Source organism: Actinoalloteichus sp. GBA129-24, from assembly GCF_001941645.1.
In the GTDB taxonomy this organism is placed as follows: Bacteria; Actinomycetota; Actinomycetes; order Mycobacteriales; family Pseudonocardiaceae; genus Actinoalloteichus_A; species Actinoalloteichus_A fjordicus.
In genome coordinates this window covers 3,530,212-3,542,975 of sequence record NZ_CP016077.1, presented here as the reverse complement: position 1 = coordinate 3,542,975, position 12,764 = coordinate 3,530,212, and the positions used below count along the sequence as shown (strand labels likewise).

General features: G+C 71.2%; 15 protein-coding genes. 3 read left to right on the top strand and 12 right to left on the bottom strand.

Features of this window, described 5'->3' with window-relative positions; all coding sequences use genetic code 11:
- Window positions 1-5: 5 nt before the first annotated feature.
- The 9 genes from UA75_RS15895 to UA75_RS15855 all read right to left on the bottom strand — a co-directional run bounded on the left by UA75_RS15895 (window position 6) and on the right by UA75_RS15855 (window position 7,310).
- Window positions 6-383 (bottom strand): YciI family protein, encoded by a 378-nt coding sequence (locus UA75_RS15895; protein WP_075743864.1) that lies wholly within the window; start codon window positions 381-383, stop codon window positions 6-8.
- Between the two features lie 110 nt (window positions 384-493).
- Entirely contained in the window at window positions 494-997 is a 504-nt protein-coding gene (locus UA75_RS15890) for a hypothetical protein (RefSeq protein WP_232237779.1), read from the bottom strand.
- Window positions 998-1,297: 300 nt separating this feature from the next.
- Entirely contained in the window at window positions 1,298-2,089 is a 792-nt protein-coding gene (locus UA75_RS15885; RefSeq protein WP_075740907.1) for a hypothetical protein, read from the bottom strand.
- A complete protein-coding gene (locus UA75_RS15880) occupies window positions 2,086-2,886 on the bottom strand; it encodes a hypothetical protein (protein ID WP_083683235.1) in 801 nt (266 codons plus the stop codon). The genes UA75_RS15885 and UA75_RS15880 overlap by 4 nt, the downstream gene beginning before the upstream one ends.
- Window positions 2,883-3,596 carry an ABC transporter ATP-binding protein gene (locus UA75_RS15875; RefSeq protein WP_075740906.1) on the bottom strand — a complete coding sequence of 238 codons (714 nt, stop codon included), beginning with the start codon at window positions 3,594-3,596 and terminating at the stop codon, window positions 2,883-2,885. The genes UA75_RS15880 and UA75_RS15875 overlap by 4 nt, the downstream gene beginning before the upstream one ends.
- An 86-nt stretch (window positions 3,597-3,682) precedes the next feature.
- Entirely contained in the window at window positions 3,683-4,369 is a 687-nt protein-coding gene (locus tag UA75_RS15870) for a response regulator transcription factor (protein WP_232237778.1), read from the bottom strand.
- Entirely contained in the window at window positions 4,366-5,520 is a 1,155-nt protein-coding gene (locus tag UA75_RS15865; RefSeq protein WP_083683234.1) for a sensor histidine kinase, read from the bottom strand. The genes UA75_RS15870 and UA75_RS15865 overlap by 4 nt, the downstream gene beginning before the upstream one ends.
- Window positions 5,521-5,778: 258 nt before the next feature.
- A complete protein-coding gene (locus UA75_RS15860; RefSeq protein ID WP_075740905.1) occupies window positions 5,779-6,405 on the bottom strand; it encodes an NAD(P)-dependent oxidoreductase in 627 nt (208 codons plus the stop codon).
- On the bottom strand, window positions 6,402-7,310 hold the full coding sequence (locus UA75_RS15855) for an EamA family transporter (RefSeq protein ID WP_261340764.1): 909 nt from the start codon (window positions 7,308-7,310) through the stop codon (window positions 6,402-6,404). The genes UA75_RS15860 and UA75_RS15855 overlap by 4 nt, the downstream gene beginning before the upstream one ends.
- 88 nt (window positions 7,311-7,398) lie before the next feature.
- Between UA75_RS15855 and UA75_RS15850 the strand changes: the two genes are divergently transcribed.
- Window positions 7,399-8,295, top strand: a complete 897-nt coding sequence (locus UA75_RS15850) for a LysR family transcriptional regulator (protein ID WP_075740904.1) — start codon at window positions 7,399-7,401, stop codon at window positions 8,293-8,295.
- A gap of 123 nt (window positions 8,296-8,418) precedes the next feature.
- On the opposite strand, the gene UA75_RS15845 is transcribed toward UA75_RS15850, so the two are convergent.
- Window positions 8,419-9,018, bottom strand: a complete 600-nt coding sequence (locus UA75_RS15845) for a GNAT family N-acetyltransferase (protein WP_083683233.1) — start codon at window positions 9,016-9,018, stop codon at window positions 8,419-8,421.
- A 353-nt stretch (window positions 9,019-9,371) separates the two neighbouring features.
- Between UA75_RS15845 and UA75_RS15840 the strand changes: the two genes are divergently transcribed.
- Window positions 9,372-10,013 carry a TetR/AcrR family transcriptional regulator gene (locus UA75_RS15840; protein ID WP_075740903.1) on the top strand — a complete coding sequence of 214 codons (642 nt, stop codon included), beginning with the start codon at window positions 9,372-9,374 and terminating at the stop codon, window positions 10,011-10,013.
- Complete coding sequence (locus UA75_RS15835; RefSeq protein WP_075740902.1) at window positions 10,010-10,900, top strand: alpha/beta fold hydrolase; 891 nt, start codon at window positions 10,010-10,012, stop codon at window positions 10,898-10,900. Before UA75_RS15840 ends, UA75_RS15835 begins: the two co-directional genes overlap by 4 nt.
- A 522-nt stretch (window positions 10,901-11,422) precedes the next feature.
- On the opposite strand, the gene UA75_RS15830 is transcribed toward UA75_RS15835, so the two are convergent.
- Window positions 11,423-12,223 carry a VOC family protein gene (locus tag UA75_RS15830; RefSeq protein WP_075740901.1) on the bottom strand — a complete coding sequence of 267 codons (801 nt, stop codon included), beginning with the start codon at window positions 12,221-12,223 and terminating at the stop codon, window positions 11,423-11,425.
- A gap of 63 nt (window positions 12,224-12,286) precedes the next feature.
- Entirely contained in the window at window positions 12,287-12,697 is a 411-nt protein-coding gene (locus UA75_RS15825) for a VOC family protein (protein WP_075743857.1), read from the bottom strand.
- Window positions 12,698-12,764 lie beyond the last annotated feature (67 nt).

The following is a 12,764-nucleotide window of genomic DNA, read 5'->3' as shown; positions in this document are numbered from 1 at the left end:
CGACGTCAGGCCTGCGCCGGGGCGTCGCTCGGGATTCCGGACATGGGGCGCACCTCGACCGTGTCGCCGACGGCGTCGACGATCCTGGCCGCGACGGTCAGCGCCCGCTCGTGGTCGACGACGTCGATGATCGAGAAGCTGGCCAGCGCCTCCTTGGCCTCGGCGAACGGCCCGTCCACCGCGACGGGGCCGCCGTCCTGCGGGCGGACGGTCCTGCTCAGCGCGGGGTGGTCCAGGCCCTCGGTCGCCAGCAGTTCACCGCTCTCGGTCAGTTCCCGGCCCAGCTCCGCGTAGAACTCGCACAGGGCCTGGAACTCGGGACTGGTCACGTCGACCGCGTCCCAGTCCGTCACCTTCGTGTAGGCCAACAGGATGTACTTCATGCGTCTCTCCTCGTCTGGCGACGTGATCACCGTCATCGCGCGCCCCTCGGGGGCGTCGCCGGCGCCGGAGCGTCGACGACGATCGGTCGAGGCCTGGCCCGCGGCGCGTTCTAGTCGCGAACCCTGGTCATCGTGTCCGAGTAGCCGCCCCCGCCCGGATACACCCACGCGCCTTCGAGGGGGTCGCCGTCCTCGCTGAACCGGCCGGTGTAGTAGGCGGGTGGCCCCTTCTCCCCGCCCCGGATGGTGAGCGTGTCACCGGCCAGTTCGTAGACGTAGTCGAAGGTGTTGCCCGAGTCGTCGTAGTACCGCGACCACACCTCGGCCGACGGCACGCCGCCGAAGGGCCGGGTGTGTCCGACGACCTCCATGCCGCGCACCCTCGCGCCGTACTGCACGAGGTCGACGTGCTGGCGGAGGAAGAACCCGCCCTCCAACCACTCGAACCGTACGGTGCCGGTGACCCCGCCGGTCACCGTCCAGGTGCCGACCAGTCGGTCGAGGCGGGTCACCTCGGCACTGGGCGTCGCGGTCTCCGCAGCCGTCGTCTCGGACTCCTCGGCCCCGGACGCCGCAGGGGAGGTCTCGACCGTGGCCGTCGTGTCGTCGCTCATGAGCTTCTCCTTCATCGACTCATCGGGCGCGGCCCACTCGGCCGTGGGCCGCGCTGCACCGATACCTCGGAGCCGATGACGGAGTTTCGACACGATCCGCGAGGAGGTTCGCCGGATTCTGAAGGCGTGCGCGATCGATCACGACGGCCGACGCCCGTCCTGTTCGCCGACCCGCGACGGAGCCGCCGCCCGCGCGGCAGGCCCGTCGCCGCCGAGTCGATCAGCGCAGCCGCCATGCCGATCGAGCAGGCAGCGGCGGATCGACCGAGCGACGCTGCCCGGATCGGAGCGTTCCCGGGGTCAGCCGCCGTGACTGTCCCGACGGGCGAGACACCAGCAGGACAGCAGGACGAAGACCGCCGCCCAGCCGGACAGGGTGAGCGATGCCGCACCGACGTCGAGCGCCGAACTCGGGTCGGTCGGGTTGCCCAGAATGCTCAGCGCCGCCTCATGCGGCAGGAGCCGCACCACGTCCGGCAGTGCCCCCTGGAGCATGGGCGAGACGAGGATCGGGATGGCGAAGAGCGCCGCGACGGGTGTGACGACGCTCTTGACCACGACGGCGAGGCCGTAGCCGATCAGGCTGAGCAGCAGGTAGACGCCGACGACCGTCCCGAGGCCGGTGAGCAGCTGGGCCGCCCGCAGGTCGCCCGCCACGAGGTCGGGGTAGTGCTGGAGGAGATACCCGGGCCCGGTGACGGGCACGGCCGCGAGTACGCAGATCATCGCCGTCGCCGACAGCTTCGCCGCCGACAGCCTGGTGCGGTTCGGCACGGCCGCGAGGCTGACGCCGAGTTGACCGGACCGGTACTCGCTACCTGCGGCGAAGACGGCGACCGCGATGAAGGCGTAGGCAGGTGACAGCAGCAGCGTCCCGAACTGTCCGATCGAGATCTGGCCGTCGGGACCAGCGAAGCGCATGGTGTCCGTCGCCGCGAGGGCGCCGAGCAGGGTGTTCGCCGCGAAGGCGACGACCACGGCGATCCAGGGTGCAGGCAGGGTGCGGATCTTGGTGACCTCGGCGGACAGGACGTCGGTGAACCTGACGGCCGTCGCGGACGCGGGTCCGGCGAGGTGCTGCGCCGTGCTCATCGGGCGTCCCTTCTGGCGATGGCGACGCCTGCGACGCCGATGGCGGCCGCCGCCCAGCAGACGAGCACGATCAGTCCGTGCATCGGGCCTGCGGTGAGCTCGTTGATGCCCGGGTCCAGCAGTAGGTTCCGGCCCGCGCTCAGCGGAGTCAGCGCGTCCAGCGCCGGGGCGATGCTGGTCAACGCCTGCGTCATCGTGAGAGCGATCAGCGCGACGGTGACCACGACGCCGACGAGCGTGCTGCGGGCCGCGATGGTGACCGCCAGGCCGACCAGGGCGAACAGCACGGCGAAGGCCAGGAAGCTGCCGTTGATCAGCAGCGCCTCCGCCGAGATCAGCAGGCTCGGATTCCAGTCCCTGATCACCACGTAGGTGAACGCGGTGGAGATCCCGGCGATCAGCACGGCCACCAGGAGCAGGCACAGCGTGGCGGCGAGGACCTTCGCGGCGAACAGCCTGCCTCGGCGGGGAGTCGCGAGCAGTGTCGAGGCGAGCTGGTGCGAACGGAACTCCTGGCCCGCGATCACGGCGGCGAGGGCGGGGAGCAGCAGGCTGAGCTGGAGGGACGAGCCGGCGAGGAGGCCGAGGACCGCCTCCTCCGCAGGCTGCGGCAGACCGATGAACACCTCGACGTCGCCGTCGGGCGTCATGTTCTCGATCGCCTCGATGGACAGATCCAGGGGCTGGGCCAGGACGAAGACGTGCAGACCGAGGATGATCCCGGTGAAGATCCACACTCCCGGCAGGGTGACGATCTTGGTCAGTTCGGATCGGATCGCGGCGAACATCGCGGTCACCGTCCCGATCCGCGCCGGTCACCGGTGAGGGCGAAGAACGCCTCCTCCAACGAGGCGTGCCCTGCGGTCACCTCGGAGAGCGGCCCCTGGGTGACGATCCGGCCGTGGTCGATGACGACGACGTCGTCCGCGGTGTCGGCCGTCTCCGTCATCAGATGACTGGAGAGCAGCACGGTCCGACCTGCCGCCGCGTAGTCACGCAGGAAGTTCCTGATCCAGCGAATCCCGTCCGGATCGAGGCCGTTCACCGGCTCGTCGAGGATGAGGATCTCGGGCTCCCCGAGCAGCGCTGCGGCGATCCCCAGCCGCTGCTTCATCCCGAGTGAGTACTTCGTGACTCGTCGTCTCGCGGCGTCGGCGAGGCCGACGACCTCGAGTACCTCCGACACCCGCCTTCGGGGGAGTCGATTGGACTGGGCGATCCAGGCGAGGTGATCGATCGCCCGGCGCTCCGGCACCGGGCCCGCGTTGTCCAGTAGTGCCCCGACCGTGTGCAGCGGGTGTCGGAGGTCTCGATAACGAGTGCCCTTGATCAACGCGGTTCCACTGGTGGGCGCGTCCAGCCCCAGGAGCATCCGCAGCGTGCTGGACTTCCCGGCGCCGTTGGGACCGAGGAAGCCCGTGACGCGGCCGGGTCGCACGGTGAACGTGACGTCGTCGACGGCCCTGGTGTGCTGATAGTGCTTGCTGAGCTGGAAAGCCTCGATCACGCGTCTTCTCTATTCCGTCGCCGTTGCTGGTGGCGCCCAGCCTGCGGCAGCGGCAGTCCCGCCCGCGTCCCCCGGAAGTAGACAGCTCAGCGCGGCTCGTGGAGCAGTCCGGCCTCGTAGGCCAGCACCGCCAGGTGAGTGCGGTCGTTCACGTCGAGCTTGGCGAACATCCGGCGCAGATAGGTGCGCACGGTCTCGATGCTCAGGAACAGCTCGTCCGCGATCCGCTGATTCGAGTATCCGCGAGCCACCAGCCGGATCACCTGCACCTCGCGCTCGGACAGCGTGTGGTCCGCGAACGCGTGCCGTCGTGGCGGCCTCGGCGGCGCGAACCGGCGCATCAGTCGCGCGGTGACCTCCGGGGCGAGCATGGCGTTGCCCGCGTGCACCGTGCGCACCGCGTGCAGCACCTCCGGCGGAGCGGCGTTCTTCAGCAGGAAGCCTGCCGCGCCCAGGGTCAGGGCCTCGTGCACGTACTCGTCCAGGTCGAAGGTCGTCAGCATGATCACCCGGATGCGGTCGCTCGCCTCGAGAACACACCGGGCCGCCGCCAGACCTCCGCCGCCGGGCATCTGCACGTCGAGCAACGCCACGTCGGGTGCGAGCGCGAGGATCCGCCGGGCCGCCTGGGTTCCGTCCGCCGCCTCCCCGGCGACCCGGTATCCCGCCGTGCGGTCGAACAGCTTCCGGTACGCGCCTCGGAACCGGTCGTCGTCATCCGCGAGGAAGACCCGGATCGGCAGGGCCTCGGTGTCGGACACCGCGTCGGTCACGGCCTTCCTCCCGACGGGAGCCTGGCCTCGACGTCGAATCCGCGATCCGGCCGGTTCCGCCACGTCACGGTGCCGCCGACCAGTCGGGCCCGCTCCCGCATTCCCGCCAACCCGAAGCCGCCCGTCGCGGCCTCCGGCGCCCCGGGCCCGTCGTCGCGGACGCGCACCACGACCTCGGCACCGTCCTGCTCGAGTTCCACGGTGCAGGCCGCGCCGGGTGCATGTCGCACGACGTTGCCCAGTGCCTCCTGAACGATTCGGGTGGCCACCATGCCGACCACCTCGTCGACCGAATCGTGCACCATGATCCGTGCGTCGACCGCGACTCCGGCGGCACGCGTCGCGGCGATCAACGAGGGGAGCCGCGTCAGGGCGCCGTCCGCGTCCGGCGCCACGAGGAGTGCTCCTCGGTCCGGACCGGATCGCAGGGAACGGACCAGCGCCTGGATCTCCTCCAGCGCAGTCCTGGCGTGCCCTTCGATGTCGCCCAGCGCATCGCGGAGCTCCTGCTCGTCCGCGTCGGGCAGGCCTCGGGTCACCCCGGCCTCGGCGCCGATCACCCCGAGGGCGTGTCCCACCACGTCGTGCACGTCGCGGGCGACGTCGAGCTGTACCCGAGTCGCCTGCTCGCGAGCTCGGGCGCGCTCGACCTCCAATGCCGTGTCGATCTGTCTGCCCACCGCGACCCCCGACAACCAGGCGGCACCCAATGCCGCCGCTGCGATCACCAGCCGCTGCACCGTACTGTCCGTTCCCACGCCAGGGATGCCCGTCGTCATCGCCACGGCCAGGACGGCACCGACGAGGAACGCGAGGACACGGGCCCGGGCGGACCGGGCGAGGGCGACCGGATAGAGGCACCACGCCGCAGCGAGCATCGGGTCCTGGCACACCCCGAGGACGCTCGCCACGATCGTCGCGACGCCCGCCGCCGCTGCGGAGAGTTCCGGAAACCGCCAACGCGCCAGCATCGCCGCCGCCGCGACCGAGGCCGAGACGATTCCGACGACGGCCGACCACGGCGCAGGCGCGTCGACGATCGCGGGCTGCCAGAACACCCCGATGACCACGAGCGCGGCGACCGCGTTCAGCAGCGGACGGGCGAGCGCCACCCTGCTCGGGGTGGGATCTGCGCCGGTGCGGTTCGTCATCGCTCTAGGTTCTACACGGTGATCCTCGTGATCGGCTGACCGTCACCCTCGGCGATCGACGGCGTCGACCGGGCCACGGACCGCGCCCGCGCCACTCGATCTCGACCGGGATAGGTCGCCCGTGACGACGTCGCGGCCGTGGAGCGCGGGCACGGAGATCGCGTCGAGACTCAGGCACCCGGCCGGTGACGGCCCGTCGTCGGAGCGAATCCCCTCGGCGCGGACGCGGGCCGTCATGCCCCCGTGATCGCAGGCCGGTCAGTAGCCGACGGTGATGTGACGATCCGGGCCGGGATTCTCCAACTCGTCGACGACGGCGACGGCGAAGTCCTCCGCCGAGATCCGGGACGTGCCGTCTGCTGCCACCACGAGCGTGGTGGTGCCACGCCGATAGGCACCGGTCCGGACGCCGGGTTCGAGCATGGCAGGCGGGCTCAGGTAGACCCAGTCGGCGTCATGGGTGCGGCAGACCTCCCACTGCACGATGCTGGCTGCGGCGATCGGACGTACGAACGACGGCACGAACCGGTCGTCGTCGAACACCAGGCCGCCCGCCGGGCTCAGCAGGGGCGCGGCACCGCCGATCAACAGGGCACGGGTCTCGGCGGCTGCGGCGGCGTCGAGCAGGGCCGAGGTGGTCGCGGCGACGGTGTCCTCCTCGCCGGGAGCGGGGCGGGTGGCGCCGACGATCGCGTCGGCGCCACCGAGCAGGCTCCGCAGGTGCTCGACGTCGGTGGCATCGCCGCGGATGAGAGTCGCCTCGGCGGGCAGTGCGTCCGGTCTCGAGCTGCGAATGACGGCGGTGACGTGGTGCCCTCGGCGCACGGCTTCGGTGACGACTCGGGAGCCCGCCATTCCGGCGGCTCCGATGACGGTGATCTTCAACGGTCGATCCTTTCCTTCATGGGCTTCGTGGTTGAGGATTTCGGGGCGAGCTGACCTGCCACGATCGCCGCGAGGGCGACGGCGAAACCGAGCAGCTGAATCGGTCCGAGCAGCTGGCCGAGCAGGACCGCGCCGAGCAGGGCGGCGACCATCGGCGACAGCAGGGTGAGAACGGCCACGGAGGTCACCGGCAGCGTGGTGACGCCCCGGAACCACAGGATGTAGGCGATCAGGCCGCCGGGGATGCCGAGCCAGAGGTAGCCGAGCGCGGCGCTCGTGTCGACGGCAGGCGGTGTGCCCTCGAACAGCAGCATCACCGGCAGAAGGAGCAGACCGCCTGCGGCGAGCTGCCACCCCGCGAACGCCGTCGGGCTGACGCCTGCGGGCCGTCCCCAGCGTTTCGTCAGCGTCACACCGAGTGCCATCGCACCCGCACCGCCGAGACCGGCCAGTACGCCGACCGCGTCGAAGCCCGCTTCCGGACCGATGACCACCAGCCCGACGCCCACGCCGCCCGCCGCCCCCCACGCGAGCGTCCAGGCCGACACCCGCTGCTGAAGCACCGTGACGGCCAGGATCGCCACGAGTAGCGGCTGCGCGGCGGCCAGTGTGGCGGCGACACCGCCGGGCAGTCGCTCAGCGGAGATGAACAGCAGCGGCAGGAACACGCCGATGTTGAGGACGCCCAACGTCGCCGCCTTCAGCCACCAGGTGCCGCGCGGCAGGGTGCGGGTGATCGCCAGCGCGATCACGCCTGCGGGCAGGGCACGCACCAGGGCCGCGAACAGCGGGTGACCCGGCGGGAGCAGCTCGGTGGTGACCACGTACGTCGTGCCCCACACCACGGGCGCGAACGCCGTCAGCGCGATGCCCGCCAGTCCGATGCGGGTCGGTGATGTCACCAGTTTCGTCACGCGATCCAGGATCGACGCGCAGCATCAATGAGTCCAACACATGTTTGTCACGTGATCTATCGTGATTCACGATAGATGGATGGAGCTTCACCAGATGCGCTACGTCGTCGCCGTCGCGGAGACGAGCAGCTTCACCAGGGCCGCCCAGCGGTGTCTCGTCGTCCAGTCCGCGCTCAGCCATCAGATCGCACGGCTGGAACGGGAACTCGGTGCCCGGCTCTTCGACCGCACGAGCCGCCGGGTCCGGTTGACGCAGGCAGGCGAGGCCTTCCTGCCTGCCGCCCGTCGGTGCCTCGACGCCGCCGAGCGGGCCGCCGCCGACGTCGCCTCGGCCGTCGGCGAGATCCGGGGGCGACTCGCCGTCGGAGTGATCCCCACCGTCGCGGCGGTCGACATCCCAGCCGCCCTGCGCGCCTTCCATCAGCGGTATCCCCAGGTCCGCATCGGTCTGCGCGTCGGCCCCAGCGAGCAGCTCATCGACCAGGTCAAGGAGGGCACCCTCGAACTGGCCTTCCTCGGCCTGCCCGTGACGACCCGGCCCGCAGGCGTCGAGGCCCGGCGCCTGGCCGAGGACCGGCTGGTGGCCGTGGTCGCACCCGGCCATCGGCTTGCGGGACAGGCCGAGGTCGACCTCGCCCGGCTGGCCGACGAGGCCTTCGTGGACCTGCCTGCGGGGACGGCGGGGCGCGCGCAGTCTGACCAGGCCTTCGCCGCAGCGGGCGTGCAGCGCGAGGTGGCCTTCGAGGTGACCACCGTCGACCTGATGATGACGCGGCTCGTCCGGCAGAACCTCTGCATCGCGCTGCTTCCGTCGCACTACACGCCGCACCTCACGGGCGTGGTCACGATCCCGGTACGCGACGCCCCCGCCCGGATCGAGTACCTCGTCTGGAACCGCGTCCCCCTCGGTCCGGCGGCGACGGCGTTCCTCACGGAGCTGGACATCGCCGTCGACGGGGCGGCGGACGGGTCGTAGCCGGGACCGCGGCGAGGCCGCATACCTCGTTGCGACGCAGGCACCCGATCGGAGTCGAACGACGGGGAGAGAGGCGGGGCCGGACTGAGCGAACTGCGCCTCGGGGCCCCTCGGGTGGACGGCTCAGCAGTCGGCAGGCGCCGGAGCCGACGCCGAGAGGCTTCGGGTCATGAACACGCTGTTCGGGTCGGGGACGTAGTCGGCGAACGGCGGGCAGAAGACGAAGCCGTGCCGGGCGTAGAGGCGGCGAGCAGGTGCGAAGAAGTCCTCGCTGCCCGTCTCCAGATTGAGCCGGTGATAGCCGCGTCGGCGGGACTCCTCGATCAGGAAGGCGAGCAGATGCGCGGCAACGCCGCGACCACGTGCCGCAGGCCGGGTCCGCATCGCCTTGATCTCGCCCTCGGTGGGCGAGAGCTGCTTCAGCGCCGCACACCCCAGCAGCGTCCCGCCGTCCCACGACGTCCAGAACGACACCCCGGCCGCGCGCAGGCCCGCATGGTCCAGGGCGTGCACGCTCTCCGCAGGAGAGGTGGCGTGCATGTCCGCGAGATGCTCGGCGATCAGGTCCCGCACCGCCTGTCTGCCGAGGTCGTCGGGCTCGATCAGCGGTGCGACCCCGGCCGGGTTCTCCGACGGCCCGCCGGGCGAGTCGGATGCGGGTGACGCGGCGGCCGACCGCTGCGCGGACGGCGTGGCCGGATGACCATCGCTCCTGGTTGCCATGGCCGGGACACTATCCCCGGCGGGTTCAGCATCGACGGTGTGGCCTGCCGGGACTCCTCGGTCCGACCGGCGGGCGATGCGCTCGGCCGCCGTCCCTGCCCAGCGCGCGGGATCGGCGGCGAGTGCACGGAGCAGGACCGGCGCAGGAGTGCCGAGTGCGCGGAGTCGGCTTCCTCCGCGCGGCTGAGACTGAGGCTGGGGCGGCCTGGCGTGCCCCACGACGCGGCGCCGCAGGCATGGACCGCGATTCGCGACCTGGACAGACGATCGCAGGCTGCGCCGACGTGGAGTGCTGCGCAGGACTCGACAGATGACCACTTGAACCGAATCGGTCATCTGGTAACTTACGCGTCATGCCCCGACATGCTCCCGACGCGCAGGAGATCCTCGACGTCGCTCATGCCCTGGTGCTCCGGCATGGTGCGGCCAAGGCGTCGATGAACGACATCGCGCGAGCCGCCGGGGTGTCGAAGGGGCTGCTGTACCTGCGGTTCGAATCTCGGGACGAACTCCTGGACGCAATGGTGACCCGCGAGTTCGCCCGGCTGCTGCATGCCCTGCGCGACGCCGCCCTCGCCGACGACCGAGGCGGCCTGCTCTCCCAGGTCTACCGACACTCCGCGTCGACCCTGCGAGACCACCCGCTGTTGTGGACGATCTGGACCGAGGCCTCCTCGACTCCTGCTGGCCGGGTCGACGCCCGCCGGGCCGCCAGAGTGGCGGCGCGCATCGCGGCGGGGCGGCGCTACCTCGCTCGGCTTCTCGACGCCGGAGTGTTGACCGGCGATCTCGACGGCACCCTCACCGAGGTCCTGACCACCTTCACCCTGGGACTGTCCGCCGCCTCCGACGATCCCGAGGCGACGGTGCGGGGGATGGCCGCGCTGGTGGCAGGCGCACTGGAACCCCCCGACGCCGACATCGGCGCCGGAAAGGACGCGTTGACCGCATTCGTCGACGAACTGCTCGCCACCACCACGGAGGTCACGACGTGAGCGAACGCCTTCTCCCGCCCGGTGCGCTGGAGACCTTCGTAGCGCTGCGCGGCGGCCGCGTTCGCGTGCTCGAAGGCAGCGACCCCGGCGAGGGCGTCCCGATGCTGCTGGTGCACGGCGGCGGAGCGGACAACGCCGCGATCTCCTGGTTCCGACTGCTGGACCCGCTGCGCCGCGAACGCCGGGTCATTGCCCCGGACCTGCCCGGATTCGGCTATACCGAGGGAGTTCCCTACGCCGAGACGGCGGCGGACATGGCCGATCTGCTGGCCGCCCTGCTCGACGCGCTCGCGATCGAGCGGGTGATCGTGTGCGGGGTCTCGATGGGCGGGGAGGTCGCGATCCAGTTCGCCCTGCGTCATCCCACGCGGTGCGCGGGCCTGATCGCCGTGGCGGCGGGCGGCCTCATCGAGCGATACAAGAACCCCGTCGCGCATCACATGGCCTGGCTCGCCACCCTGCTGCCCGACCCGATCCTCGTGCCCCTGAGCGCACTCGCCAACAGATTCGTCCGCACCGCGCTCAACCAGATGGTGCATGACCGGCACACCGTGCCGCCCGAGGTGGTGGACGAGTTCGTCCGGGAGTCGCGCAGGCCCCGCGCGGGCTACGTCTACGGCCGCTACAACAAGGCCGCCATCGGGCCGAGACGGATGCGGAACAACGCCCTCGGCGAGGTGCATCGGATCAGCGTCCCGACGCTGCTCTTCCACGGCACGGCCGATCCGCTGGTCGACCCGGCGGGCTCGGTGACAGCGGCAGACCGGATCGACGGGGCCGAACTCGTGCTGGTGGAGAAGTGCGGGCACTGGGCACAGCTGGAGATGCACGAGCGGTTCCTCACCGCCGTCGCGTCGTTGACGGAGAGGGCCGAGGCAGACGCCTGACCCGCAATCGCTCGGCCGGCTCGCCGCCCGGCCAGTCCTCCGGGGTGTGCAGCAGCGGCAAGAGGCGGAGCAGCCGCCCGGAGGTCGTACTCATGACGACCGGTGTCTGCCTCGGGCGTGACAGCCCGGCGGAGACCTCCGCGGATCGGGAGGGCCTCGGCACCGGGTTCGTCGTCGAGCGCGGCTGCCGACGAGCAGCCCGGCATCGGAGCACGGATACGGGCCGCCCGCGGACGACGAGGAGCGCCGGGAAACGGCGCACGCCGGTCCGTCACTCCGTTACTCGGACATGCTCGGCGTCGTGTCGCCGCAGGCCGGCCCGCTCGGACGGCTGATGAGGACGTCCGAGCAGGTAGACGTCCTCCGGCGGTTCGCAGGCTGTCGGCAGCTCACCGGGACCCGCGCCGCCCGGTCCGCCGCCCGCCGAATGTCTGCTTTCTCGCTACGCCTGTCGAGCCCCGGCGAACGAGCGGCCGGTCCAGCCCGGACGCGCCCTCGCGCCGCCGGACCGGCCGTGCACGCTCACGCTGCGGTGGTGACTCGCCAGTGGTAGCCGTCGGGGTCCGTGAAGTACCCGGCGTAGGCACCCCGGTCCGGGTGGGCTACGGCGGCCGCGACCCGGCCGCCTGCGGATTCGGCGGCGGCGAGCAGCGCGTCGACCTCCTCCCGGGACCCGGCGAGGTGGGTGAGGACGAGTGCGGAGAACCCGTCCCCCACCTCGGCCACGCCCGCGTCCTTGGCCAGGGCCTTGCGGGTCAGCAGCCCCAGCCTGCATACGCCGTCGGAGATGGTGAAGTCGATGAACGTGTCGCCGTAGTCGCGGTCCACGCTCATGCCCAACGCCGTGTAGAACACCAGGGACGCCTTCGGGCTTGCGACGCCGAGGAAGACGGCGGTCTCGGTCGGCTTCGGCGGGTCGGGGACGGGAGCGGTGTTCTTCTTCGTCGCGGCGGCTAGTTTCCAGACAGCACCGTCCGGTGCCCGATGGACAGCGGTGAACTCGCCGAACAACTGCTTCTTCGCCTGCCTGACGACCGTGGCGCCCTGAACGGTGGCGGTGCCGAGGAGCGCCTCCACCTCGGCGGGCTGGTCGACGGCGCAGGACAGGACGTAACCGCGGAAGCCTGTGGTCGCCGGGTCGGCGTCGACGTCGGCGGCCAGTGCGTCGATCTGCTGGAGGGCCAGCCGCCCCGTGCCGTGCAGGTCAAGGTGAGCGGGCTGCTCGTCGGCGGCGGCCGTGACGGAGAACGCGGCCGCGTAGAAGGCGTGAGCGGCTGCCTGCTGCGGTACTCCGAGGGTGATGATGTCGAGAGAGAGCGCCATCGAATGGCTCCTTCGTGCGGTGGGGGTCGGTCGGCCTGGCGGGGGCCGTGCGGGCCGGTTCGCTCAGGTGCGCTGATTGATGCGGACGAGGTTGCCCGCGGGATCGCGAAACGCGCAGTCGCGGACCCCGTAGCCCTGGACGACGGGTTCCTGGACGACGTCGACGCCTGCGGCTTGGAGGCGATCGAAGAGCCCGTCGAGGTCGTCGGCGGCCAAGGTGACAGCGGCGTAGACGCCCTTGGCGATGAGCTCGACGATGGTGCGGCGCTCCGCATCGGTGACGCCGGGATCGGCGGCGGGCGGTTGCAGAACGATCGACGCGCCGGGCACGCCCACCGGCCCGACGGTGATCCAGCGCATGCCCTCGTAGCCGACGTCGTTGCGCACCTCGAAGCCCAGGAGGTCACGGTAGAAGCCCAGCGCGGCCTCGGGATCGGTGTGCGGCAGGAAGACGTGCGCAATGGTGAGGTTCACGGTCAACACGCTAGGTAGCGCTGCCGGGCGCGGGCTTCTTGATTCCTGACCGGTCTGCGTGGCCCGT